The sequence below is a fragment of the Thermococcus sp. MV11 genome, from assembly GCF_012027285.1.
Classification (GTDB): domain Archaea; phylum Methanobacteriota_B; class Thermococci; order Thermococcales; family Thermococcaceae; genus Thermococcus; species Thermococcus cleftensis.
Map to the genome: position 1 here is coordinate 392,180 of NZ_SNUD01000002.1, position 25,570 is coordinate 417,749.

23 protein-coding genes are annotated in these 25,570 nt (G+C 57.1%); 9 read left to right on the forward strand and 14 right to left on the reverse strand.

The annotated features are described in order from the left end of the window. Positions 1 to 26: 26 nt before the first annotated feature. Positions 27 to 2,444, reverse strand: a complete 2,418-nt coding sequence (locus E3E27_RS07300) for an ABC transporter substrate-binding protein (protein ID WP_167774011.1) — start codon at positions 2,442 to 2,444, stop codon at positions 27 to 29. A gap of 358 nt (positions 2,445 to 2,802) precedes the next feature. On the opposite strand from E3E27_RS07300, the gene E3E27_RS07305 reads away from it, so the two are divergent. From E3E27_RS07305 to E3E27_RS07345, 9 genes are all read left to right on the forward strand, one after another. Next, positions 2,803 to 4,035, forward strand: coding sequence for a dihydroorotase (locus E3E27_RS07305; RefSeq protein WP_167774012.1), 1,233 nt, complete (start codon positions 2,803 to 2,805; stop codon positions 4,033 to 4,035). Beyond that, a complete protein-coding gene (locus E3E27_RS07310) occupies positions 4,013 to 4,714 on the forward strand; it encodes a dihydroorotate dehydrogenase electron transfer subunit (RefSeq protein ID WP_167774013.1) in 702 nt (233 codons plus the stop codon). Before E3E27_RS07305 ends, E3E27_RS07310 begins: the two co-directional genes overlap by 23 nt. Before the next feature lie 47 nt (positions 4,715 to 4,761). Further along, positions 4,762 to 5,664 carry a radical SAM protein gene (locus E3E27_RS07315; RefSeq protein WP_167774014.1) on the forward strand — a complete coding sequence of 301 codons (903 nt, stop codon included), beginning with the start codon at positions 4,762 to 4,764 and terminating at the stop codon, positions 5,662 to 5,664. 112 nt (positions 5,665 to 5,776) lie between these two features. Continuing rightward, the gene (locus E3E27_RS07320; RefSeq protein ID WP_167774015.1) at positions 5,777 to 6,823 is read left to right on the forward strand and encodes an ABC transporter permease; all 1,047 of its coding nucleotides are present in this window, start codon (positions 5,777 to 5,779) and stop codon (positions 6,821 to 6,823) included. After that, complete coding sequence (locus E3E27_RS07325; protein WP_167774016.1) at positions 6,816 to 8,093, forward strand: ABC transporter permease; 1,278 nt, start codon at positions 6,816 to 6,818, stop codon at positions 8,091 to 8,093. The genes E3E27_RS07320 and E3E27_RS07325 overlap by 8 nt, the downstream gene beginning before the upstream one ends. A gap of 59 nt (positions 8,094 to 8,152) precedes the next feature. Continuing rightward, positions 8,153 to 8,836 carry a hypothetical protein gene (locus E3E27_RS07330; protein ID WP_167774017.1) on the forward strand — a complete coding sequence of 228 codons (684 nt, stop codon included), beginning with the start codon at positions 8,153 to 8,155 and terminating at the stop codon, positions 8,834 to 8,836. Between the two features lie 32 nt (positions 8,837 to 8,868). Beyond that, entirely contained in the window at positions 8,869 to 9,699 is an 831-nt protein-coding gene (locus E3E27_RS07335; RefSeq protein WP_167774018.1) for an ATP-binding protein, read from the forward strand. A 113-nt stretch (positions 9,700 to 9,812) separates the two neighbouring features. Continuing rightward, positions 9,813 to 10,778, forward strand: coding sequence for an ABC transporter permease (locus E3E27_RS07340; protein ID WP_167774019.1), 966 nt, complete (start codon positions 9,813 to 9,815; stop codon positions 10,776 to 10,778). Next, on the forward strand, positions 10,775 to 12,043 hold the full coding sequence (locus E3E27_RS07345) for an ABC transporter permease (protein WP_167774020.1): 1,269 nt from the start codon (positions 10,775 to 10,777) through the stop codon (positions 12,041 to 12,043). The genes E3E27_RS07340 and E3E27_RS07345 overlap by 4 nt, the downstream gene beginning before the upstream one ends. A gap of 3 nt (positions 12,044 to 12,046) precedes the next feature. On the opposite strand, the gene E3E27_RS07350 is transcribed toward E3E27_RS07345, so the two are convergent. From E3E27_RS07350 to E3E27_RS07410, 13 genes are all read right to left on the reverse strand, one after another. Next, on the reverse strand, positions 12,047 to 13,273 hold the full coding sequence (locus tag E3E27_RS07350; protein ID WP_167774021.1) for a DHHA1 domain-containing protein: 1,227 nt from the start codon (positions 13,271 to 13,273) through the stop codon (positions 12,047 to 12,049). Positions 13,274 to 13,320: 47 nt separating this feature from the next. Then, the gene (locus tag E3E27_RS07355) at positions 13,321 to 13,974 is read right to left on the reverse strand and encodes a V-type ATP synthase subunit D (protein WP_014788767.1); all 654 of its coding nucleotides are present in this window, start codon (positions 13,972 to 13,974) and stop codon (positions 13,321 to 13,323) included. Positions 13,975 to 14,001: 27 nt separating this feature from the next. Beyond that, positions 14,002 to 15,393 (reverse strand): ATP synthase subunit B, encoded by a 1,392-nt coding sequence (locus E3E27_RS07360; RefSeq protein ID WP_167774097.1) that lies wholly within the window; start codon positions 15,391 to 15,393, stop codon positions 14,002 to 14,004. 5 nt (positions 15,394 to 15,398) lie between these two features. After that, positions 15,399 to 17,156, reverse strand: a complete 1,758-nt coding sequence (locus E3E27_RS07365) for an ATP synthase subunit A (protein WP_014788769.1) — start codon at positions 17,154 to 17,156, stop codon at positions 15,399 to 15,401. 6 nt (positions 17,157 to 17,162) lie between these two features. Further along, positions 17,163 to 17,471, reverse strand: coding sequence for a V-type ATP synthase subunit F (locus E3E27_RS07370; protein ID WP_014788770.1), 309 nt, complete (start codon positions 17,469 to 17,471; stop codon positions 17,163 to 17,165). Continuing rightward, complete coding sequence (locus tag E3E27_RS07375; RefSeq protein ID WP_167774022.1) at positions 17,468 to 18,568, reverse strand: V-type ATP synthase subunit C; 1,101 nt, start codon at positions 18,566 to 18,568, stop codon at positions 17,468 to 17,470. Before E3E27_RS07375 ends, E3E27_RS07370 begins: the two co-directional genes overlap by 4 nt. Positions 18,569 to 18,573: 5 nt before the next feature. Then, a complete protein-coding gene (locus E3E27_RS07380) occupies positions 18,574 to 19,185 on the reverse strand; it encodes a V-type ATP synthase subunit E (protein WP_167774023.1) in 612 nt (203 codons plus the stop codon). 39 nt (positions 19,186 to 19,224) lie between these two features. Continuing rightward, positions 19,225 to 19,713, reverse strand: a complete 489-nt coding sequence (locus E3E27_RS07385) for a V-type ATP synthase subunit K (RefSeq protein WP_014788773.1) — start codon at positions 19,711 to 19,713, stop codon at positions 19,225 to 19,227. Between the two features lie 15 nt (positions 19,714 to 19,728). Further along, positions 19,729 to 21,708 carry a V-type ATP synthase subunit I gene (locus tag E3E27_RS07390; protein WP_167774024.1) on the reverse strand — a complete coding sequence of 660 codons (1,980 nt, stop codon included), beginning with the start codon at positions 21,706 to 21,708 and terminating at the stop codon, positions 19,729 to 19,731. 1 nt (position 21,709) lies between these two features. After that, entirely contained in the window at positions 21,710 to 22,021 is a 312-nt protein-coding gene (locus E3E27_RS07395) for a V-type ATP synthase subunit H (protein WP_167774098.1), read from the reverse strand. A 139-nt stretch (positions 22,022 to 22,160) separates the two neighbouring features. After that, positions 22,161 to 22,853, reverse strand: coding sequence for a TrkA family potassium uptake protein (locus E3E27_RS07400; protein ID WP_014788776.1), 693 nt, complete (start codon positions 22,851 to 22,853; stop codon positions 22,161 to 22,163). Continuing rightward, positions 22,853 to 24,376 carry a preprotein translocase subunit SecD gene (locus E3E27_RS07405; RefSeq protein WP_167774025.1) on the reverse strand — a complete coding sequence of 508 codons (1,524 nt, stop codon included), beginning with the start codon at positions 24,374 to 24,376 and terminating at the stop codon, positions 22,853 to 22,855. The genes E3E27_RS07400 and E3E27_RS07405 overlap by 1 nt, the downstream gene beginning before the upstream one ends. Next, a complete protein-coding gene (locus tag E3E27_RS07410) occupies positions 24,373 to 25,287 on the reverse strand; it encodes a protein translocase subunit SecF (RefSeq protein WP_167774026.1) in 915 nt (304 codons plus the stop codon). The genes E3E27_RS07405 and E3E27_RS07410 overlap by 4 nt, the downstream gene beginning before the upstream one ends. Positions 25,288 to 25,570: the final 283 nt, after the last annotated feature.

A 25,570-nucleotide genomic window follows, 5' to 3' on the forward strand; every position in this document is an offset into this window, starting at 1 on the left:
AACAAAAAGGTAGGAAAAGAACGAAATCACTTCTTCTTGGTGAAGTACCAGGCGGCCGCGGCGATGATGATTATCACCAGGCCGACGACGACGTAGGTGGTGGTGTTGTCGCCACCGGTTGGGGTCTCAGTCGGAGTGGTCGGAGTGGTGACGCTCGGGCCGGTCTCGGTTGTGGTCGTGGTGCTGGTTATCTCGTCCCAGGTGAGGCCAGAGATCTTGAGGATAACCTTGGCGAGGTCATCGACGTGCTGCTTGGTGAGGAGGTCGAGCTGGAGGAGGCCCTCACCGCTGCTGCTGAAGGAGTACTTGCTGCTGGCGTCGTAGGCGTCGCTGTTGGCGACGAGCTCACCCATGGCCCAGTACATCTCCCAAGGCATGCTTGGGTAGATTATGTAGTTGCTGGCGGTCAGGTCGTCGGCGAACGGGTGCACGTAGTTTCCGTAGACCACGTAGCCGTTGTCGTTGAACTGGAAGCCGAGGTAGGTCTGGTAGGTAGCGGCGGTCGAGCTGAGGGAGCTGTCGTAGTACGGGTCGTCCGGGGTGTCCTTGTAAGCCCAGGTGTAGACGAAGGCGATGTAGTACTTGATATCGTCAATAGTCATCTTCACGCCGTTCTGCCACTCGCCCATGTCACAGGTGACGGTAACCTTGACGTTGGCCGTCTCGCCGGCGTGGGCGGTGATCCAGCCCTGGGTCTGGTTGTAGATGACGGCATCGTCCGGAACCTTGAACTCACCCTTCTCAAGGGTCCACTTGCACCTGTACGGGACGTAGATACCGTCGAAGTTGATGGTTCCACCGGTGTCGTGGATGAGGTTCCAGAGCCTGGTGCTGTAAACGTCGGTGATACCACCGACCGGGTTGAAGGCGCTCATGAAGAGGGCACCGGTCGAGGCAAACTGGGCGACCTTAAGGTGCTTGTCCGGGGTCTTGGCGCTCATTATGCTCCACCTGCTGGCGATACCAACGCTCGGGTCGCTGATGATGTCGGTGACCCTCTCCTTGTTAACCGGGTAGAACTCCCAGTTCTCAACGAGGAAGATCCTGACGCTGTCCATGATACCGATGGTAAGGCCTATCTTCTGGAGGTCCCAGTACTGGTCGGCGTTGTTGAGGACTATGGTGGTGTTGGTGGCCGGGTCAGTGTACTGGGTCATGAGCAGGAGGTAACCGATCTCCTTGGTGGTCCAGTTAATTATCGGGCCGAGGCTCTCCTCGCTGGTGTAGTACTTGGTCTGGAGCTTCTGCAGGCCGGCGGTAACGCTACCGTCACCTATGAACTTGAGAGCGTCCTCGACGGTGACGTCAGGCTGGTGCCTCGGGTCCTGGAAGTTCGGGTAGTAGCCAAGCGGGGAGTACCAGTAGTAAATCTGCCAGTCCGGGTACATGCTTCCAAGACCACCGGCACCCCAACCACCAGTGTAAAGGTTCCACTCGTAAGTGCTGATCGGCTTCCTGAAGACTATCTCGCTGGCCTTCTGCCTGTCAAGGAGCATCCTATCAACCTTGAATCCGACCTTCTTCTCGAGGAGGTCGGAGATGTAAAGGCCTATGTCCTTCCTCTCGTCCTCGGTACGGATAACAAACTTAACCTCAACCGGCTGACCCTCGAAGTACCAGTAGCCATCGTCCCTCTTCTCAAGGGTGTAGCCCTCGGCCTTGAGCTTGTCGGCAGCCTCCTGGAGGGCGTCGCTTATCATCTTAAGGGCGAGGTCCTCGTTTCCGTCGGCGGTGAGGTGGAGAGCCTCATAGACCGGGGTGAAGTACTTGGCGGCCGGGTCGCTCGGGGTGATACCGCTGAGGGCCGGGGCACCGCTACCCTGGTAGATGTTCTGGATTATGTAGTTCCTGCTGATGAGCCAGTTCATGGCGAACCTGACTTCCCTGATGGCGAACGGGTTGAAGTAAACACTGTCACCGACGGTAACGATCGGTATGTCCTTGTCGGGGTCCTTGTACGGGTTGATGCTCAGCTCGACGGAGGAGCTGGCGCTCTTGTAGAGGTTGAGGTTGGCGAGAACGTCACTTCCGAGGCCCTGGTACTTGTTGGCGCCGAAGGCGAAGAGTCCAATGTCGAACTCACCCTTGGCAACCTGGAGGATTATGGTCTCCTCGTTCTGAACACCCTGGTACTCGATAACATCAGCGTAACCGTCCTTCGGGAGCTTGGGGTCGTCATTGAAAGTGTTCCTCTGACCGTTGAACTTGACGAGCTTAAGGTAAAGGTTCTCAGGAGCATACATGTCAAGAATGTACGGACCGTTGCTGATCACAAAGTGACCGTACTTGAGGTACCACTGGAGGTCTGCCTTAAACCTGGCCTTGGCCTCATCGCTGTCCAGCGGTATGTCCTTCGGCGTGTAGTCCGCCGCACTGACGGAGTGGACGGCAAACAAACTAAACAACATCAAACCCATAACAAACAATCCCAAAGCCTTCTTCATACTCCACTGCCTCCTTCACTTTTTGGCAATGTTGCCATATGTGGTGTATAATGGCATGAGGATATACATTGAAAGCCTATTTAAGGGTTACGTTCTTGTAAAAGTAACGTCGATGAAAACAAGAGGACATGCAGCCGATTCGAGGGATCAAAGGTTAGAATGTTCAAAACTAGAAATGCGACAGCCTGTCCCAATAGTTATAAGCCAACCAAATTGACAGGCCGCTAAAAGCCCTATTAAGGACGATTAGGTTTGTAGAAAGCCCAAAAAATCATTAGGGGGCTTTTCAACATCAGCTTCCAATCCCATGGAGGCAAAAAACTTAAAATGCCAACTCATCAAAACGCGTGCGGGCATTATGTACGACCTGATTCTGAAAGGGCGATTCCTGACGGGTGGGAAACTGATAGAAGGAAGCATAGGGGTTTCTGGCGGCAGGATTCTGCGCGTCTCAAGGGGCGATCTGAAGGGAGAAGAAATCATTCAAATTGGCCGTGGAAAGGTCGTACTCCCGGGTTTGATAGACGTCCACGTCCACCTGAGGGACTTCGAGCAGAGAGAGAAGGAAACGGTGGAAACAGGGACGATGGCAGCCCTACACGGAGGAATAACAGTTGTCTTCGACATGCCCAACACGGATCCGCCAGTGATTGATTCCGAGACATTTCGAAGGCGGGCAGAGCTTTTCGCCAGAAAATCCTACGCCGACTACGCCCTGAGCTTCCTCCTAAACGGCAACTGCGTCGAGGCGAGAAAAGCCGAGGCAGACTTCTACAAAATCTTCATGGGGGCCTCAACTGGCGGAATCTTTTCAGAAGATTTTGAGTCGGACTACTCCTGCTCTCCGGGCGTCGTTAGCGTCCACGCCGAGGACGCGGAGGTAATAGCAGGGAACCCCGAGAGGCCACCCGATGCCGAGGTAAGGGCAATAAACAGGGCCTTGAACGCGGCGGAAAAATTGAAAAAGCCCCTCAACGTCTGCCATGTATCAACTACTGGTGGAATCGAGGCGATACTGCGGAGAAACCTACCCTGGGTGAGCTTCGAGGTTACCCCTCACCATCTCTTTCTGACGAGAAAGGACTTCGAGGGGAACCCTCTCCTCAAGGTTTATCCTCCGCTGAGGGACGAGGAGCACAGGAGGGCCCTCTGGGAGAACTTCTCGCGGGTTCCGATAATAGCGAGCGACCACGCACCCCACACGCCGGAGGACAAGGAATCGGGGGCGGCAGGGATACCAGGGCTGGAAACGGAGGTGGCGCTTCTCCTCGACGCGGTGAACAGGGGAATGCTCGAGCTTTCAGACATCGTTGAAAAGATGCACACGAATCCAATTAGAATATTTGGAATAAGGAACAAGGGGTTTGGGTTGGGAAAGGACGCGGACTTCACCGTGGTGGACCTCAAGCGGGAATGGACGGTTAAGCCGGAGGAGTTCTACACGAAGGCTAAGTGGAGCCCGTGGGAGGGAAGAAAGCTGAAGGGAAAGGTATTGATGACCCTTCTCAGGGGAAGGGTTGTTATGGAGGAAGATGAAATCGTGGGAAAGCCGGAGGGGGTCAGGATAAATGCTGGAAAGGGTAACCCTTAGGGAAGTCTGGGACGTTGCCAGGGACGTTAAAGCCTTCCGCTTCGATAAGAGGCTCGAATTTACCGCCGGACAGTTCATAATGGCCTGGCTTCCGGGGGTCGGTGAGAAGCCCTTCAGCCTGGCCTGGAGGGACCTGATAGTCGTCAAGCGCGTTGGCCCCTTCACGTCGAGGCTCTTCGAGCTGGCTGAGGGAGACCACCTCTGGATCCGCGGGCCCTACGGCAGGGGTTTCAAGCCAGAGGGGGAAAAGGTAGCGCTCGTCGGCGGCGGCATAGGAATTCCACCACTCTACGCCTTCTCAAGGCAGCACCGGGGGAGATTCGAGGAAGTGACCCTGATATACGGTGCAAAAAGCCGGGAGGAGCTTGCGTTGATGGACATTGAAGAGTACGTGGACGAGGTGATAATCACCACCGACGACGGCTCCGCTGGCAGAAAGGGCTTCCCAACGGACGTGCTGGCGGAGAGAAAGAACGAGTTTGACCAGGTCTACGCCTGCGGCCCGGAGCCGATGCTCAAAGCGGTGCTGGAGGTTATGAACTACGAGAACGTCCAGGTTTCGGCGGAGCGCTACATGAAGTGCGGAATCGGCGTCTGCGGCTCCTGCAACCTTGGAAAGTACCTCGTCTGCCGCGACGGGCCGGTCTTCGACGGCTTCCAGCTCAGGGGACTGCTCTGACCAATCAGGTTTTTAAACCCCTTTTTTCTGTTTCGGCCGGTGAGAGAATGAAGAAGATGAGCTGGGAGGAGTTCGCGAGGAGCATGGGCGTGGAACCGCAAATCCTCGAGAACGAGGAGGCGAGGCTTCTAAAGAGGTTCGTGATGGATCTGAAGTTCCCCACCCACTGTCAGGGCTGTCAGGGTCTCGATCTGAGCAACCCCAACCCCGTTCACCACCCGAGCTACGAGCTCACGCCGGCGTGCAACCACGACTGCATATTCTGCTACTCAAACGTTGCAGTAAAGCTCGAAAAGGCCCCAAAGCCCGGCTACTACGGCTGGGAGAGGCCGTACGCCATAACCGTTTCACAGTACGGCGAGCCGCTCATAAGCCCGCGCATAGTCGAAGTGAACAAGATACTCCGCGAGCGCTTTCCCGAGGCGAGGCTCGATCTTCAGACGAACGGTTCCCTTCTCACCGAGGAGCTGTGGGAGAAGCTCGACTTCGACCTCGTGATGATAAGCCTTGATGCGGCAAGCAGGGAGAAGCATTTGATGATAACCAACGCCGACACCTTTGAAAACGTCGTGAATGCGCTTAGAATAGTCGGCTCAGATAAGAGCGTCCGCTCGGTCGTGAGAACCATCTTCATGCCCGGCATAAACGACGAGGACATACCGAAGATAGCCGAGTTGGCAGCTTCCCTTGGAATAGACGAGATGATGCTCCAGCCCCTCACGATTCACGAGCTGAACGTCGAGCGGTTGAGAAAGGCCGGCCTCGACTTCGAGCGGGCAGAGAGCGTGAGGGACTACCTGAAGGCCGCAATGGAGGCAAAGAAGTACATAGACGTCCGCATAAGCGGCTGCCAGCTCGCAGTCTACAGGACGATGGACCCGCTGACACTGTTCAGCGCGAGGCGCGTTGCGAGGGACGTCGCACCGGCGATGAAGAGGGAGAGAGCGTAACCTCAGTTATCATTTTTTACATCAAATGTCCAAACACGCCCAAAGTTTCCTGTTTATTCACAGATGGAAAGCTTTTTAAGCGAGGTGAGTATTTTACCACGGTGCTCCAGGAATGAGATTCATTGGTAAAGTCCTGGAGAACGTAACACTGCTAATAATTGTTCTCGTCATCACGGGTGTTCTAATCGCCCAGGCCGAGCACAAGATAAACTCGATCGAGATGAACAAGCTCGGCGTTCCAGTGGAGGGGGAGATGGGGATAAGAGAAAGCCTGGAAAAAACCTACGAGTACGCCAACTTTTCGTTCGCCCTCTTCAGCAGGAAGAAAGGAACGGTCATCGTCGCGAAGCAGGGCGACATGGAGGCCAGGATATACAACCCCAGCCCCAGGGAGAGTTTCGAGGAGGTCTTCATGACGACGCCGGAAAAGGCTATCCTGACGACCTTCATCGTTCTCCTCCTGACTATGGCGATGGTGTTCCTGCTGGGCCTCTACTGGGGCTTGAAGGCTGGCTATCGGGGAGGCCGGTGGGACAAGGTTCTTTCCACACTGGCACCGATATTCTCCGCAATTCCCGGCTGGTTCTGGGCAATATTTCTCCTGTGGACGCTCTGGTGGCGGCTGGATCTTTCCACGATAGACTACATGAGCTACATCGCCCGCGCCAAGGCGACCGGGGAGATAAGCGTTTTTACCTATTTGAACGCCCTTCTCCTCCCGGTCCTGACGCTGACCTTCGCCAACGTCGTCATATACGCTTTCAACGTGAGAACCCTGGTGAAGAGGGAAACCCACGAGGAGCACTTCTTCGCGGACGTGCTCAAGGGCCTTCCCGACAAAAGGATAATGAAAAAGCTCCTCAGAACAGTCCTTCCATCTTTCCTAACCTTTACAAGCTACAACTTCCTCAGCCTCCTGATAAACGCGATGGCCGTCGAGAAGCTCTTCAACGTGAACGGCATAGGCTACGTCTTCGCCTGCTCCGCTGGAAAGAACTACCACCCGTCACCCGGCGGCGAGATAACACAGACGTTCACCTTCAACGGCAGGTACATATTCTTCGTCGCCCTCGTCATGGTTCTGCTATACTTCATCAACTCGACGGTTATGGAGGCCCTCTACCTGAAGCTCGACCCCAGGGTGAGGCGGAATGTTTGAGAGAAACATCTCGACCCCGGCGGCGGTGGCGATAATCGTCTCCTTCCTCATCGTCTCCATCATCGGCCCCCTCACCCTGAACCGCGAGGACGTTGAGAACTGGGACAACCTGGGCTACTGGCGTCTTAACCCGATAGGCGTTCCCCCGGAATGGTACGGCGAGCTTGCAGGATTGCCGAGGACGGAGTGGCTCCAGGGGGAGCGTCAGGCCGGAGAGTTCGTCTTCACCTACGACTTCCACTACTCCTCCGCACCCTCGGACATAATCTTCATTCCGAACTCGACGGGAGTGATGAGGATAAAGATAATCGGACCAGACGGGCGGGAATACGTCCTCTGGGACGGCTACGTTTTCGGTGAGATACACTTCTCCAAGAACCCCGGTGTGTTCGTCAGAATAGCCGAGGAGAAGTGCAACGTGACGCCCGAAGGCGGGAACCTGCTGTTCCACGACGCCTTTAACATAATATTCTCGAAGCCCACCGAAGACTGCCTGGATCACCCGGAATTCCTGAAGGGGCGGTACCTGATAGTGGTCGAAGGTCCGGAGAAAGAGCCGAAGATAAGGGTGCTCGGAAAGAGCTACGGTCTCCTGGGAACCGACACCGTCGGGAGAGACGTCTGGACAGGCTTCATATGGGGAATGAGAGAAACCATAACCATAGCTATCCTCGGCTCCCTCGCAACGGTTGGTCTGGCCCTGATTCTGGGAACGCTGAGCGTCCTCTCCAGCTGGGTGGGTAGGATAGCGGATTTCATCTCACGGCTCGTGACGGTAACCCCGGTTCTTCCGGTGGCGGTGTCCGCGGTGGTCATGGCGGCGGCGATAGACGAGAACTACGTCATCAAGGCCAGCCCCCTCGCAATAGCCATTATCGTAGGAGTTCTCATGATGGGAAACGTCTCGCGGAACGTCCGCTCGATGGTCGAGGAGGAGCTCAGAAAGGAGTACGTCGAATCGGCCAAGGCGCTCGGCGGGAGTTCCCTCTGGATTCTCCGGAAGCACGTCTCAAGGGTTCTGGTGCCCTACGCCATCTACCAGTTCGCCCTGGCCGTCCCCGGGACGATAGCGTTCATAACTCTCCTGGGCTTCTTCAACATCGTGCCGGGCTTCAACTGGGGCACCATAATGAGCCAGACGATAAGGGAGGGCGCAACCTACCGGCTGGCGTGGTGGCAGGTGGTTCCGGTGGGCGTTTCCATAGGCCTTCTGGCGCTCTCCTTCGTGTCGCTGAGCAGGAAGATAGAGGAGGAGTTCCTGAAGCGCTGAGGGGAAGCGTTAAATAAGTGCTGAGCAAAATAAAACCAGAGGGACAGGGGGGATACCCCGTGCTGCGGGAGCTCTTTGCATTCCTCTTCCTGACGGCGTTTCTCTTCATCAACCTATCCCTGATGCTGATGAGGGCCTTTGGAAGCCTGACGGGAATGGCCTGGAGGAAGGTTCTCCGCCTCGAGGTTCCTGAGAACGAGAAGAAGGGCATCGAGAGGCTCTACACCCTTGTCTGGATAGCCGTTGGAGCCTGGGCGTTATGGAAGCTCTGGGGAGTCAGCTGGAGCGCGGCCGTTTTCGCCTTCCTCGCCTTCAGGAGCGGGGCAAACATCACGAGAACCCTCGTCTACGGCCTCCACGACCAGAGAATCATAGAGGAGTACACCGAGGACAGCACGGTTCTGGGAATAATCGGAATGGCGACCAAGCTGTCGATACTGCTCGAAACGATCTTCGTCGTCGCCTTTGCCCTCGCCTACAAAGCTTTCTCCGTAACCCTCAGCCCAAACGGTATGAGCGCCAACACCTTCATTCTCTCCCTCTGGCTGGCGGGTCTAGCGTTTGGCCTGCTCTTTGGCTGGTTCATAGCCAGGAACAACCGTGGGATACTGCTGAGGAATGCCATAGCAACGGTTGGCTTCTTCGCGACTAGGAAGGGCAAGAGGAAGACCGATGAGACCGTGAAGAGGGCGAAGGACACCACGGGGAAGCTCAAGTCCAAGGTGCCAAAACTGCCCAGATAAAGCTTTTAAGAGCTTTCTTCTCCCTCCCCACCATGCTAAGGTGTTCACTCTGCGTTCACGACGAGAGGACGGCGAAGATAGACATCATCGACGGAAGGCCGATATGCAGGGAGTGCCAGGTCTATCTGAGACACCCGGTGGACAGGGAAAGGATCCGCGCCGAGCTGGAGGAGCTTATGAAGGACGTGGACAGGGCAATCGTTGCCTACTCCGGCGGAAAGGACAGTACCGTAGCGCTCTATCTGGCAAAGGAGGTCTACAGGGTTCCCGAGCTCGAGGCGGTGATGATAGACCACGGCCTGATGGCAAGGGAGGCCATAGAGAACGCTGAAAGAACCGCCAGAGCGCTGGGCGTTCCGTTCAAGGTTCTCCGCTACGACTACTCCGACATCTTCCGCGAGGCCCTTCTCAAGGCAGAATCGCCCTGCAGGCGCTGCTCCAGGAGAACGATGGAGAAGCTGAGGAAGTACGCCCTCAAAAACGGCTATAAGTACATCATCACCGGCCACGAGCTTCCCTTCGGCCACCACCCGTACAGGCTCATGAGCGGCGGGGTGACCCAGATAAGACTCCTCTCCATGATGACCGAGAAGGAGAGGCTTGAAATCCTGGAGAGGCTCCCCTTCGAGTTCCCCGAGCTGCCTGGCTACACCACCAACTGCCTCGTCCTCGGTCCGGCCCTGGAGCGCTACTGGGAGAAGCACGGCCATAGCTTCGAGCACCGCAGAATAGCCGCCCTGGTTCGCTACGGCCTCATGGACAGGGAGAAGGCGGAGAAGGAAACCTCAAGGCCCGTGGTACCTGCGGAGCAGAAAAAGTTCGTATACCGGAAATTGGGGCTTGATACGCTCTTCCCGGAGTGACGCTTTAATTTTCCAGGAACCGTTGATTTATATTTCCTTCTTCTACCGGACGAAAATTACTCAGGTTCGTAAATGTTTTAAAGAGTACATCGATGTCACTTCCGGGTGGGAACATGGCTAAACCCGGAGCCGTTGCCAGAGTAATCATGAAGAATCTTTTAATCCTGTTCCTCGCCCTTCTCGTGGTCGGAACCATCATAGCGGGTGGAGAACTGCGGATTGAAAGGAACGACCTCGGAAAGGTCTACAAGTTCTACCTGAAAAACGACAGTAGCCTGCTGGACACTATAGGCGGCTACTTCTCGGCCACGTGGAAGTTCCTGAGGGACCCGCCGGAGGTGAGGGGGGAGAGCCTGGAGACCTTCGTCGTCAAGAGCTTCGCCCTCCTCGTGCTGACCGAGGTCTTCCTCCTCGCGATAGGGCTTTTCCTGGGGCTGAGGGCAGGCTACTACCGGGGGTGGGCCGATAAAGTCGTTTCGGTGCTCGCGCCAACCTTCTCGGCCATGCCCTCCTGGTTCATAGGCGTGGTGTTCCTGTTCCTCTTCTACTGGAAGCTCTCCCTGTTCCCCATCAACTTCGAGGGCACCATCAACTGGGCGGAGGTGCACGGAACCCTATCCACGAGCACCTACCTCAGGGCCCTGGCCCTTCCGGTGCTCACGCTGGTGTTCTCGAGCCTGTGGGAGTACGCGTTCAACGTCAGGAACATGATAGTGAACGAGCGCAACGGCGACCACGTGCTCTATGACGTCGCGAGGGGACTGCCGGAGGGGAGGATAATGCGCAAACTCCTCAGAACCGCTTTACCGGCGTTCCTGACATTCACGACGTACAACTTCCTGGAGATACTGACAGGAATGATGCTCATCGAGGTTATATTCAACATACACGGCCTCGGCTACCTGATGGCGATTTCATTCGGGCTGACCCGCATTGGGGACGGGTTCGGTTTTGCCTATGCACCCGAGATCCTGTTCTTCGCGACGGCGGTTATGATGCTGTTCTACTTCATCAACGCCGTGGTGATGGAGGGCCTGTACCTCTACCTGGACCCGCGCTCGGGAGGGGAGAGGCAATGAGAACCAGCAAGCTCAGGCTGGGAGTGGCCATCATCGTGATATACACCATCGCAGCGTTCATCGCCCCCTACTTCGTGAACGAGGAGAAGATAGAGAACTGGTACAACGGCCTCTACTGGAAGGACAACCCCAAGCTCGTTCCGCCCTCGTGGGTGAACCTCTTCGGAAAGAGCCTGCCTCCAACGGAGGAACTGGCCCCTGTAAAGAGTCAGCCGGGCCTTCAGGCCTTCGAGTACGACTTCAGGTACTCAAAGCCACCCCAGGACATAATAGTGAAGTTCAACAGAACCGAGGGAAGGCCCGTGACGGTAACGGTGACGACGCCCTCAGGGGAGAGCTACCAGTTCTACAGGGGAACCTCCGATGAAGTCTCCCTCGCCTATCAGTGGCAGGTGCTGATGGAGATAGCTGAAGACAGGGGAGTGGAGTTCAGAATGGAGGACACGGCCTTTAGAATGGGCCTGAAGCCGCTGTTCTTCGTGAACCTGAGCGGAGAGGTCGTTCCGGAACACGGGGTTTACACGATAACCGTCGAGGGGGCGCTGAACTCAACGGTCAAAATAGTAGGAGCCACCTACGGTATCCTGGGAACCGACACCTACGGCAGGGACGTCGGTGCGGCATTCCTGTGGGGGGCGAGGCAGACGGTAATCCTCGTCTACCTCACGGCGGTGGTGGCTGTGGCCCTTGGAACGCTCGCCGGCCTCGCCGCCTCACTTAGGGGAAAGGCCGGAACGGCCGTGGATTCCATATCGAAGCTCTCCACAATAATCCCCGTCATACCCTTCATGATAGCCCTCATACCCCTGACCGGGAGCGTGTCCTACAACGCCAGGATAACGATACCCATGTGGGCCTTCGTGCCGGCGCTGGCGTTTCTGCTCTTCGGGAAGATAGCAAGGAACGTGGGGGCTATAGTCAGGACAGAGCTCAACAAGGAGTACGTGGCCGCGGCTGAGAGCCTGGGCGCCGACAGGAAGTGGATACTCCGGAGGCACATACTGAGGATAGTCGGGCCGTACTCAATCTACCAGCTCTCGCTCTTCGCACCCAAGGTCATCGCGCTGATATCGATACTGGGCTTCTTCAGGGTCGCGCCCGGATTCAACTGGGGAACGATGCTGGGAATGGTGCTCAGCCAGAACGCGATATACAGCATGGCCTGGTGGATGATAGTGCCCATCGGTCTCGCCCTCGTGGTCTTCGCCCTCGCCTTCGTCCTGATAAACCGCGAGCTGGAGGAGAGGTTCCTGTCGAGGGGATAGAGTTCAGGGGGAAAGCTTCCCCCTCAATTTTTCAAGGGCCAGCTCCAGAACCTCCCCCGGCGATGCTGCAAAGCCGCCTCCCCTCGCGAGCACTTCACTGCCGCCCCCGCCGCCACCGGCCTCTGACAGAACCTCCCTGAGCAGTTCCTTCATTGAGACCGCCCCAACGTTCTCGTTCTTGGCAAATATCACGTAGTTCTCCCCGGCCACCATGGCCACCGTGTTCGGGTTCTTGTCCACGAGGTACACCACGAAGGCCTGGGCGTCCTTCATCGGAGCCTCCTCAACGTACGAGACCACCCTCACCCCACCGATTTCCCTGGCCTCTTCCAGGAGTGCCTTAGCCTTCCACCTCCAGAGTTCCCGCCTCAGGTCGTCCTTTTCCTCCTCCAGGCGCTTTACCTCTGCCTTTAGGTCCCTCACCCGCTCGAGCAGGGGGCGGTTCTTGTTGGGCATCTCGTCCAGGGATTCCCAGTAGTCGCCCAGGAGTTCATCGAGGTACTTCAGCGCCCTGCCGCCGCAGACGAACTCTATCCTCCAGAGCTTCCTGCTCTTGCGGTAGAACCTGACAACCTTGATGAAACCTACCTCACCAGTATTCCTCACGTGGGTTCCGCCACAGGGGGTCACATCGACACCGGGGATCGAGACTATCCTTATGGGCGGCTTCACCTTATCAGACAGTTCTTTCCGAAGTTCCTTCCGGAGCTCTTCGGGGAGCTCCCGGTAAACCTCGATCCGAACCGGGACGTTGCGCCATACTACCTCGTTCGCCCTCCTCTCGGCTTCGAGAACCATCTCCCAGGAGAGCTCGCCGGGATAGTCGATCTCTATCTTGTTGTGGGTCTCGAATATCTGGAAGCCGGTCGTGTTGGCGTCGTAAAGCTCCTTGAAAACCGCGGAGAGTATGTGCTGGCCGGTGTGCTGGCGCATGTTTTCGTAGCGCCACTTCCAGTCGAGGAGCAGTCTCACGGATTCCCCTGGTTCGGGAGGGCGGCCTTCAAGCTTTCCCTCGTGCCATACCTCCTCCTTGCCCCTGACGCTGTTCACGAGAATCCTGAAGCCCTCACCCACTATTGTCCCCCTGTCGGAGGGCTGGCCGCCGCCCTCGGGGTAGAATACTGTCCTGTCGAGGAGAACCCTGACCCTCTCCCTCTCAACTTCAACGTCCCTGATTACTGCCTCGGTCTCCCTGAGGTAAGCGTCGGCATAGAACAGCTTCTCCGTCATGCCACCACCGGAGAGAAATGGAGGAGAGGAATAAAAGGGTTGCCCCGTCAGGAGCCCTCGGCCTGGGTTCTGGCCTCGATGAGGGCCTTGACCCTCTTCAGCCTGAAGAAGTTCTCGCGCTCCATCTCGTCGAGGCGCTGCTTGATGAACTTCACCGTCGCCTCCATGCGCGGGATTATGATGTACTCAAGGGCATTGACGCGCCTCTTGGTGACCTCTATCTCCCTCGCGAGCCTCTTGAGGGTCTCCTCGACCTCGGCCAGGCGGACGGCTAAGTCAAGAACCTCCTCGAACTTCTCGGCCGCAGCATCTACCCTGGCCGAACTGGAGACGAAGGCGTAGCCGCGTTCGCTCGTGCTCCTCCGGAAGGATTCTGCCTCTATGAGCGGAACAGGAACGCCCATGACGTTCCTCTTCCTTATCTCGACCTCCCTGTTGGGCTTCACCGAGAGGCCTATCTCCCTGAGGCGGAGCGTTCCGACGTCCATCTCCGCCGCCTGGAGCGCCCTGAACGCCTCCTCCATCTTCCTGCCGAGCTCTTCCCTAAGCTGGAGGGCCTCGTCGTAGATCGTGAAGAACTCCATTATCAGGGCGTCCTGCTTGTCCTTGAGGAGCTTGTGACCCTTCTTGGCCAGCTTAATGCGCCTCTTGAGGTTCAGGAGCTCCATACGGGTGGGCTTGACGTTGAGCAGCTCTGCCATCTCGACCACCTAGAGGTTGAAGGGAGGTCAGCCCTCCCTCTTCCTGTACTTGGGGTGGTACTTGAGGATGTACTCCTTCCTGACACGCTTGAGCTCGCTCTCCGGAAGCTCTGCCAAGAGCTCCCAGCCTAGGTCGAGGGTCTCGAAGATGCTCCTGTCCTCGTCGTAGCGCTGGGCGACGAACTCCTTCTCGAAGCGCTCGGCGAACTTGAGATACTTCCTGTCGGTCTCGCTTAATGCCTCTTCACCGACGACGGCGACGAGATCCCTGAGGCTCCTTCCCTCGGCGTAGGCGGCGTAGAGCTGCTGGCTGAGCTGCGGGTGGTCTTCTCTCGTCATTCCCTTACCGATACCGTCCTTCATCAGACGGCTGAGCGACGGAAGGACATCAATGGGCGGGTAGATACCCTTCCTGTGGAGGTCCCTGCTGAGGACTATCTGACCCTCGGTGATGTATCCGGTCAGGTCGGGAATGGGGTGGGTTATGTCGTCGTCCGGCATCGTCAGAATGGGCACCTGGGTTATGCTTCCCTTCCTGCCCTTGACCCTTCCAGCGCGCTCGTAGATGGTGGCCAAGTCGGTGTACATGTAACCCGGATAACCGCGCCTGCCCGGAACCTCTTCTCTCGCCGCTGAAATCTCACGCAGAGCTTCCGCGTAGTTGGTCATGTCGGTGAGTATAACCAGCACCTGCATGTCGTAGTCGAATGCGAGGTACTCCGCAACCGTCAGCGCCATACGCGGGGTAATGATACGCTCGATTGCCGGGTCGTCGGCGAGGTTGAGGAACAGGACGGCCCTTTCGATGGCACCGGTCTCCTCGAAGCTCTTCTTGAAGAAGTTGGCCTCTTCGTAGGTGATACCCATTGCCGCGAAGACGACAGCGAACTGCTCCTCGTCGCCGAGAACCTTGGCCTGCCTCGCTATCTGTGCAGCGAGCATGTTGTGTGGCAGACCCGAACCGCTGAATATCGGAAGCTTCTGGCCGCGAATGAGGGTGTTCATTCCATCTATGGCCGAGACACCGGTCTGTATGAAGTCCCTCGGGTAGGCTCTCGCGACCGGGTTGAGGGGAGCGCCGTGGACGTCGCGCCTGTCCTCCGGGATAATCTCCGGTCCGCCATCGATGGGCTTCCCGATACCGTTGAATATCCTGCCGAGCATGTCCATTGAAACCGGAACCTTGAGGGTCTCGCCGGTGAAGCGGACGCGGGTGCTCTTGATGTCCAAATCACGGGTCCCCTCGAAGACCTGGACGATGGCCATGTCCTGCCTGGCCTCAAGCACCTGCCCCTTCCTCTTCTCGCCGCTCTCGGTCTCTATCTCGACGACCTCACCGTAGGCAACGCCCTTGACGCCCTGGACTATCATCAGCGGGCCGTAAATCTTGCTAACGGTGGAGTACTCCATTCCCGGCATCAGCATCACGCCCCGTACCTCTTGAAGAGCTCCTCAAACTGAGCGTTTGTCTCGTCTATGAGGGCCCTGACCTTCTCAAGGTCGGGCTCGTACTTCATACGTCCTATCTTCTCCCTGACCGGGAGCTTGGCTATTTCATCAACGGGAACTCCCCTATCGACGGCCTGCATGGTCTTCTCGTAGAAGTTGAGGATAACCCTCATCATGGTGACCTGCTTCTTGGGCGGGCAGTAGGTGTCCACCTCATCGAAAGCGTCCTGCTGGAGGTAGTCCTCACGGAGCATTCTGGTGACGATAAGCACCGCTTTTTCCCTGTCCGGCAGTGCATCGGGACCGACGATCCTGACTATCTCCTGGAGCTCGGCCTCCTTCTGGAGAAGCTCCATCGCCTTGTCCCTCATGGCCTTCCACTCGGGATCGACGTTCTTGTGCCACCAGTCCTTGATGGAGTCCACGTAGAGCGAGTAGCTCCTGAGCCAGTTTATTGCCGGGAAGTGCCTCCTACGAGCAAGGTCTGCATCGAGGGCCCAGAAGACCTTGACGACACGCAGGGTGTTCTGAACGACAGGCTCGCTGAAGTCTCCACCCGGCGGCGAGACTGCACCGATGACGGAGACACTGCCTATCCTCTCGTCGCTTCCAAGGGTGACGACGCGACCGGCACGCTCGTAGAACTCGGCAATCTTGCTCGCGAGGTAGGCCGGGTAACCCTCCTCACCGGGCATCTCCTCAAGCCTTCCAGAAATCTCACGCAAAGCTTCGGCCCATCTCGAGGTGGAGTCGGCCATAAGAGCCACGTCGTAGCCCTGGTCGCGGAAGTACTCGGCTATGGTGATTCCGGTGTAGATGGAAGCCTCACGCGCCGCGACCGGCATGTTGGAGGTGTTGGCTATGAGAACCGTCCTCTCCATGAGCGGCTTTCCGGTCTTCGGGTCCTTGAGCTTCGGGAACTCCTCAAGCACGTCGGTCATCTCGTTTCCGCGCTCACCGCAACCTATGTAAACGACGACCTGGGCGTCACTCCACTTGGCCAGCTGGTGCTGGGTAACGGTCTTTCCGGAACCGAATGGGCCCGGAATAGCGGCCGTTCCACCCTTGGCCTGGCTGAAGAAGGTGTCTATAGTCCTCTGTCCGGTGATGAGCGGAACCTCGGGCGGGAGCTTCCTCTTGTAGGGCCTCTTGACACGGACGGGCCACTTGTGGTACATCTTAAGCTCCTCGATGCTTCCGTCAGGCTTCTTGACCCTGGCTATGACCTCCTCGACGGTGTAGTCACCCTCCTCGGCGATCTCGACGATCTCACCCTCGACCCAGGGCGGAACGAGTATCTTGTGCTCGATGATGCTGGTCTCGGGAACGACACCGAGTATATCGCCGCCAACGACCTTGTCCCCGACCTTAACCTTCGGGGTGAAGTGCCACTTCTTGTCCCTCGGCAGGGCCGGGGCGGTGAGACCTCTCGCTATGAAGTCGCCGCTCAGCTCCCTGAGGGCCTCAAGTGGCCTCTGAATTCCATCGTACATCGCGGTGAGCAGTCCGGGACCGAGCTCAACGCTCAGCGAAGCGCCAGTTCCCTCGACCGGCTCCCCGGGCTTTATACCGGCGGTTTCCTCGTAGACCTGGATAACAGCCCTGTCGCCCTCGAGGCGTATGATTTCTCCGATGAGCCCCATTTCGCCGACGCGAACGACCTCGTACATCTTCGATCCTTTCATTCCGTCGGCAACGACGAGCGGACCGGTAACGCGAATTATCCTTCCCATTTCCCTTCACCTCTTCAGCTCAACACCAATTGCCCTCCTAACTATCTCCTTAATCGCCTCTTCACCGAACTTAGAGCCGGACTTGTCCGGCACCTGAAGAATGATCGGGAGGGTAACCTCTGGGAGCTCAACCTTCTGGGCGAACCTCTCGGTTATGAGTATTATTCCCACGTCGCCCCTCTCTATGAGCTCCTTCAGCTTGTTTCTCAGCCTCTCCAGCTCGAGAGGCGTGTCGTCAAAGGAATAAACCTCGTGGGCGCCGGCCAGCTTGAAGCCGAGCGCCGTGTCCCTGTCCCCCAGCACGGCTATCTTCATGAGGCATCACCCGCCATCTCCTTTATCCTCTCGGGCTCGAGGCCATCGCTGATGAGCTTGGCTATGGCCCTGAGCTTCCGGATTTCCCTCTCCTTCTGGAGGACGTAGCCGAGCGGTGTAGCGACGCTGAGCGGGTAGAACCTGTTGAGCTCACTAAGCCTCTCCACGATGTGCCTCTCCAGGGCCCTCTCGAGGACTCCGAGGTCCCTCTCCACCTCCTCCCTGACGTCGCGGATAACCTTACCGTACTTGGTGGAGTCCAGCTCGGCCAGGGCCATTCCCAGGTCATCGACGTGGAGGAGCGGGTCGAGCTTGACGCTTCCACCCGGAATGAGCATGGGCTTTATCTCCTCCGCGGCCATTCCTGCGGACTTTGCCCTGAGAACGGTGAGGAGGTTCAGCTTGTCTATCCTGAGCCTCACGAACTCCTCGAGGATCACCCTCTCGTCCTCCTTCCTGGAGAGGGCATAGTTGAGCAGCTTGGCGTAGTGCATCTTGTAGAGCTCGGTCTCGAACTCCCTAAGGCTCATCTCGCCCAGGAGAAGCTTCTGGTAGGGCTCCTCGTAGGGGGTGCCCTCCAGGATAACGAGTATCTCCTCCATGGTCTTGGCCTCTGCCATGGCCTTGACCTTGGGGAGCATCGTTCCCAGCTCGACGACGTAATCACTGGCCGGTTCGCCCGCGAGCTTGGCCTTGACGACGCTCGCTATGTTCCTGACGTCCCACTCCTCAAGCATGAGCCTGAAGAAGGGGGCGGACCTCTTCGGGAGGATTTTAACCATAAGCTCGTAGGTTCCGGCCAAGGCCCTCTCGAGGGCCCTCTCTATCGACTCGATGTCGTAGCTCGAGAGGTCCGCGAAGTAGTCCCTGTAGTCGGTATCCTCCAGGCTGACCACGAAGTTCTGGAGCGTCCTGCTCTCGGCCAACTCGTTGAACCTCTGCTCGGTCAGGAGCTTCGCTTCCATCGCCTTTATCCTAGCGTTTGGATAGGAGTAGGGCGTGTACTTCCAGACTATCTTGGCCGTCTTGTAGCCCACCCAGGTGAAGACCACTGCGAGGGTGGTGTTGAGTATTCCGCTCACGGCTCCTGGTTCCATCGCCCTCACCCGAAGAGAGCCTTGGCTATCTCGGCCCTCAGCTCGCCCTCGAACCTCTCTATCCTGGCCTCAAACGTGTTATCAACCCTGACGGAGCCATCGGGGGTCTCAACGATGAGGCCTCCGATAGTCTGCACCGGCTCGCCGAGGGCGACCTCAACCTCCTTCCCGAGCCTCTCGGCGAGGGCCTTCCTGAACTCGTCGAGTCTGTTGGAAAGCAGTTCCAGGGTCTTCTCGTTGGAGCGAAGGACAAAGCTCTCAGAGCCGAGTTCCTTAACGGCTCCAACCGCCAGGTCGATGAGCATCGGGAAGTACTCCTCCTCGGGAAGCTCGGCCAGCCTCTCGCGGAGAGCTGAGATGACCTCCTGAATCAGCTCCTCCTGAACCTGGAGGCGCTTCTTCCTGACCTCCAGCTTGGCGTTGGCGATTATTCTCTGCCTCTCTATCTCGGCCTGGGTCTGGGCCTTTCGCATTATCCACTCGGCCCTGGCCTCGGCCCTCTTCCTGGCCTCCTCCTTAATCTGCTCCGCCTCCTCCCTGGCCTCGCTGAGTATGTACTGTATCTTCTGCTCCGCTTCCCTGTTTATCTCCTGAATGATCAGCTCTGCCCCTTCCATCTTCCTTCCTCCCCTGGCTGTAAAGAAAGTTGGACGGAGTCAGAAGCCGACTCCGGTGACTATCATTATCAAGGCTCCGACGAGACCGAAGATTGCCATGGTCTCGGCCATAGCGGCGAAGATGATGCCCTGGGTGAAGGTCTTCGGGTTCTTGGCGACGGCACCGATTCCAGCGCTGGCTATGATACCCTGCGGTATTGCCGAGAGGCCGGTGAGGCCAACCACGAGACCGGCACCGAGGAGTATGGCGCTCTTAACGATGTTGTCCATGTTGGTCGGGTCGGTGAACTTGAAGCCGCCACCGAGGATTCCTGAGACCATCAGGATAAGGAACAGGGTGATGAGACCGTAGATACTCTGGGTCATGGGCAGACCCTCGAGTATCAGCGCGTTCTTGAAGTTCTTCTCGTCCTCGGCGACGACTCCAGCTGCGGCTGCGCCTGCTATACCAACACCGAAGGCCGAAGCGGCTCCGGCAAGACCGGCCGCAAGGGCGGCTCCAAGGGATACGTAAACTATCGGGTCCATCTTCCATACACCTCCTCAAGCTTCAAACTCCAACTCGGAAACTTCTCTTTTTGCCCTGAAGGGCTCGAAAGGTTTACCTTCACCTGAGTAAAACGTCCCGAAAAATTCAACGTACTGGAGACGGAGCGAGTGGACGAACGCTCCGAGGGCGTTGATGGCGACCGAAAACAGCTGGCCGCCGGCAAAGAGTATGAGACCTATGACTATTCCTATTGGAACGGGGCCTATGCTTATGCCCCAGACCATCTGGACGAGTATGTTGATGACCATGGCTATTCCAGCCGTTGCCAGGGCAAGCGCCATAAGCCTTGCGTAGCTGAGCCAGCTGCCGACGAAGCCGAAGAAGTCCGAGATTATCAGCAACGCCGCCAGGCCACCGTTGTTCACCACCTCGCCTATGGCGAAGAGCACTAGACCTATTCCAAAGAGCGCCTTGCCGGCGGTTCCAGCGCTCGGGCTGTTGGTTCCGAGGACGAGGGTAACGATTCCAAGGATTATGAGCATCCATGACAGCTGGTCGAGTATAGCGCCCTTCCTGTCGCCGTTCTTGAACTTGACCACGAAGCCCAGGGTGTAGCCGAGGAACAGGTGGGCTATGCCTATCGCCAGGGCCAGCTGGAGCACCACGAGGGCGTCCTGGAAGGTGTCCCAGACGCGCGGGACGGTGAAGCCGGCCAGGTCGAGGGCGTTGCCGAAGTAGCTGCCGAAGAGGGCACCCATTACCATGGTGAAGAACGAACTGATGAGCAGGGTGTAGGAGAACTTGTAGGTGCCGTCGTTGAATTTCCTGTGCCCCTTGACGAGGAGGGCCGCGATTATGGCTATGATGAGACCGTACATGAAGTCGGTGAGCATGAATCCGAAGAAGAACGAGTACGTGAAGGTTATTATCGGAGTCGGGTCTATCTCGTCGTACTTGGGAACGCCGTACATCTCCGTGAGCATTTCAAATGGCCTGGCCCAGCCGGGGTTCCTGAGCTTTATCGGAATCTCGTCGAGCTCCTCTGCACTCGGCTCGCGGACGTTGATGTAGGCCTTGTTTTTGGTAACCCTCTTTATTCCCTCGAGAACCCTGGGGACATCGGTCCTGGGGAGCCAGCCGGTCAAAGCGAAGGTCATGTTGGTTCTCGCGAGCATCGGTAAAACGCTCGCCTTGTCGCGCTCGTTCTCCATCAGCTCCTGGTAGAAGACGACGTCATTGTAGTACTTCTCGGCCAGCATCTCGGCATCTCTCTTGGCGCTCTCGAGCTCTTTCTCCTTGGCGCGGAGCTTCTCCTCGTAGACCGCTATGAGCTCCCTCGGTGTTCCCTTACCCTCAGGGATCTCCAGCCTCTCGAGGGAGTACTTCGCCAAGATCGGGTTGGCCTTCTCGTAGTCGCGCTTGAGGAAGGCGAAAACGGCTAAAACCTTGTCCTTAAGCTCCCTGGAGACGACGACAGCCCTTCCGTCGGTGGCCTTCTTAACCTCCTCGACGAGGGGCCTGAACCTGTTCCTGTCCACGGTGCCGACTACGATTTCAAGCATATCGGTCGATTTGAGGTAGGACACGTCGAGGTTAATTGCCGATAGGAGCTCGAGAATCGCGATGTCATTCTTTATCCTCTCAATCTCGGTCTGGGTGGAGGTTATCTTGCCCTCCACCGCCTTTATCTCAGGCTCAACGGTGGAGAGGAAGGCCTCAACGTCCTTTATGAGCTTCTCTATCCCCTCGTACCTGTACTTCTTCCGCTCCCTCTCGGGCGGGAAGATGAACTCCTTTATTCCACCGCCGCTCTTCTTCCTGTGGGCTTTTAGGAAATCGACGAGCCTCGAGATGGTTATGCTGTACGAAGCGGCTTTCCTGTGGTACTCGTTAGGGGAATCCTTCTGGGCCACCCTGACGTCGAGCTCCCTTATCTCGACCACTCCGTTCTCGTGGAGGTAGGTGAGCAGCTTGTCCTTGTAGCGGTTGAGCGTTATGACCTCGATCTTGACCATCTCTTCCGGCCTGAACATCTCAGCCCCCTCTCACAAGCGCTATACCGGCCGAGATGGCCCTCTCGAGATTGTTCGTGGCCTTGACCTTTAGCTCCTCTATCTCGGCCTCACCCTCCGCGAGGATTTTCTTTGCCTCCTCCTCGCCCTCGAGACGGGCCTTCTCAACGAGGGCTTCGGCCTGCTTCTCGGCCCTTTCGATGATTTCCTGCTCGATGAGCCTGGCCTCCTCGCGGGCCTTGAGGACTATCTCCCTTGCCTCCTCCTTGGCCCGCTCAATCCTCTCCTCCGCCCGCTTCTCTGCATCAACAATCTGTTTGATGACGTCCTCCATGATTAGCCCCCCAATGACCCTGAAAACAGGTTTCCTCACACGTCGCTTTTGGCTTCCCTAACCGGTTTAAATAGTTTTTGGCACGATGGCCCGAGGTTCGGAGAGAGAAGTGGACATAAAAGATTAAAAGGTAACCATATTAACCTTCGCCGCTCTGCTTTTTCCTCTCGAGGAGCTCCTTCAAGCCCTCAAGCGCGCTGTTCTTGGCGAAGACGATGACCTGACCCTTCTCAGGAAGCTTTGTATCGCCAGAGGGGATAATTAGGTTGCCCTTCTCGTCGTAGACCGCTATCATGAGCGCGTCCTTGGGCAGCTGAAGATCACGGACGTACTTGCCCGCTATCTCGCTGTTTTCGTCGATGGTGAAGCGGACTATCTCAGCCCCCTCCTTGGGAAAGAGCACCCTGTCGAAGCCTGGCGTGACGATGTTCCGGCTTATGTACTCCGCCGCTATCTCCTCTGGCGAAATCACGAAGTCGAAGTAGCGCTTGAGGTCCGTTACCTCCTCGAATATCTTCCTGTTCTTCGGGTTGCCTATCCTGAGAGACGTCTTGATCTTCGGGTTGAGGTGCTTCGCCAGTATACAGGCGAGCAAATTCGCATCGTCCTTACCCGTTAAGGCAGCGAACGCGTCTGCCTGCTTTATGTTGGCCTCCTCCAGCGTCCTCGGGTCGGTGGCATCGCCCTCGATAACGAGGCCGTTGATGAGGAGGGAGAGCTCCTTGGCCCTCGCCTTGTCCATCTCGATTATGGTGACGTCGTGGCCGTCCTCCTCGAGCATCTTGGCGACGAGGAAGCCGACCCTCCCGGCACCCATTATGACGACGAACATCAGTCCTCACCGAGCAGGTACTTCGCTATCTCAGCGTAGGCGGGCCTGGTGATCAGTATTCCGATGAGGACGCCGAGTATGGTGGTGAAGGCGAAGCCCTTGAGCGTTCCGACGAAGTACACCAGCAGGAAGCTCATGGCCGCTATAGTGGTTGCCGCCGAGGCGAATATGACGAAGAACGCCCTACCCATTCTCTTGATTACGCTCGAGCGCCTGCTTATCCTCGTGCTCCTCTCACCGCTAAGGAGCTCGTCTGTTATAACTATCTGCTGATCGACGCCGGTACCTATGGCCGCTATTATACCTGCAATGCTCGGCAGGTCGAGGTTCCAGTTTATCAGAGCGGCGAAGCCAAGGATTATGAGGACCTCGAAGAAGCTCGTGCTGGCGACCGGTATGGCTATCTTCCAGTTCCTGTAGTGGAAGTAGACGATAAGAAGAACCGCTATGAGCGCCGCTATTCCGGCGTAGAGCGCCTGGGTCTTGAAGTTTTCGCCGAGCCTAGGGGAGATGAACTCCATTCCAACAACGTTGAGCTTGACCGGAAGCGAACCGCTCTTGAGGACGGTGTATATCGTGCTCGCCTCCTGCTCGGCCGTGAGCCTGTCGGGGGCGGTTCCGGTTATCTGGACGTCTTGCTGGGGTTCGCCTATTGTGAGGCCCTCACCAAGGGAGTACGGGCCGTAGAGGCCAAGAACGCGGACTATGAGCTGGTGGTCGCTCTCGCCAGGGTTCCTCGGGACGTATCTGACCGTGAGGTTCATTCCCTCAAGCCCGCTCTGGAGTTCCTGCGGAACATCGACCAGGACTATCTTGTCCTTGCCCTCGGCCAGCCCGGCTATCTCGTCCGCGCTCTGGTTGGCGTAGGCTACAACCGTTATGTTGAAGGCCTTGGAGATTCTCTCCATAAGGGTGGGCGCTTCCGGGGCCTCGGCGTTGAACTCGGTGCTGTTCATTAGTCTGTAAACGGAATCTGGAACCACCATGAGGGAATTGACCGGCGGGTCGAGGAACATATCAACGGGCCAGCCGACCTTGCCCTTGGCCAGCTCGGCGAACTTCTCGGCGGCGCTCTTTGAAATCCTGAACGGGACGCTCCAGCTGTTGTCAGGTTTTATCTGATAGATGCCAACGTACTCCACATCGCTTCCGGTTCCAAAGATCACGCCGTTGAACTCCATGTAGAAAACACCCTGGCTCTCGATAACCGCCTTTATCTGGTTGGCCTGCTCGGCGGTGCTGACGTTGGCTACCTTTATGAGGACTATCTGATCACCCTGGGCTTCCACCGTTATGTCCCTCAGTCCGAGGGTGTTCAGCCTCTTCTGGAGCGAATCAACGACGAGCTGCATCGTGTCGCTGTCCACGGGGTGCTCGGTCTGGGCTACCAGGGCCACACCACCGGATATGTCTATTCCAAAGGTCAGAGGCTTTACCGCGAGCGTGGCAATCGAGCCCGCGAGGAAGAGAATGAGCAGGATAATTCTCCAGTTAAGGAGGAGCCTCTTGGTTTTTCTCCTCATTCGCTACCACCCCTGGCGGAATTTGAGAGGTACCACTTCAGCACGCCGGCGTTGAGGAGCCAGGTGTTCATGAAGTCGGCCAGAAGACCGAAGATCAGGACTATGGCGATGTTGTCTATGGTCTGGCTCGTGGAGATGAGCCACAGTATGAGGAGCGCGCCCAGGGTCGTAGTACTCATTGTAAAGCCCGTCGATACCGCGTTCAGGTAGGCCTCGTCTATGCTGTCCTCCTTCCTCTTGAGGAGCTTGGTGGTGAGGAGAATGTTGCTGTCCACGGTGTAACCGATGAGCATCAGCAGGGCCGCTATGGTCGCGGTCGTGAGCTCTATTCCGAAGAGGCCCATCAGGGCGACGGCTATGGTCATATCCGAGAGGGCCGAGAAGATTATCGTCATGGACGGCACGAGGTTCCTGAAGAACAGGAACACCACCACGGCCATGGCCAGGAAGGCGAAGACGAGCGCCCTTATTCCCTGCTGCTGGGCGATTTCACCGAACGTGGGCTGAACCTCGCTGTGGGTGTACTCTGCATCAGGGTACTTCTGCTGCATGATTTTGATTATCTCGGTCGGGTCTGTCCCAACGGGTGCGTAAACCCTAACTCCGTTTGTATCGACACCGGTGAAGCTCTCAACCCTGACATCGACTCCAAGCTGGTCGCTTATGAACTTGGCCAGCTCGTCGGGGTTGGCGCTGACCCCGTAGGCAGTAACGACGACGCCTCCCTGCAGGTCGATTCCCAGGGTCGGGAAATTGACCGCGAGCAGAATCAGAGCAACGAGGAACACAGCGAGGGGATACGTAATCATCTTCTTGTACCCCATCTTGGCCAAAAAGCCGAGCTTTTTCCTTTTCTTCGCCCTCACGGCATCGCCAGCCGTGGGCCTTGCCTTGGTTTTAGGCTTCGACATACCTTCACCCCGTCGTTAGTTTTTGCAAAACTTGTCGTTAGTTGGAGGGACGAGTTTTAAAATTAGTGGTTCACGCATAAAAATGGCCAGCGATGAGCAGGGACAAACGGGGACGGAGAGAGCGCTTAATCCATGAAAGAGCCTTCAAATCGGGACTAGGCCGAATCCCCCAGGAGCTTTTGGAAAATTTCGATAACAGCCAGAACCCAACAGTTCAATGCATTCCAGGCCAATTCAGAGCAGTTCAACGGCAAAACGGCCCGCCCATAGTTCCCCGCTCAAG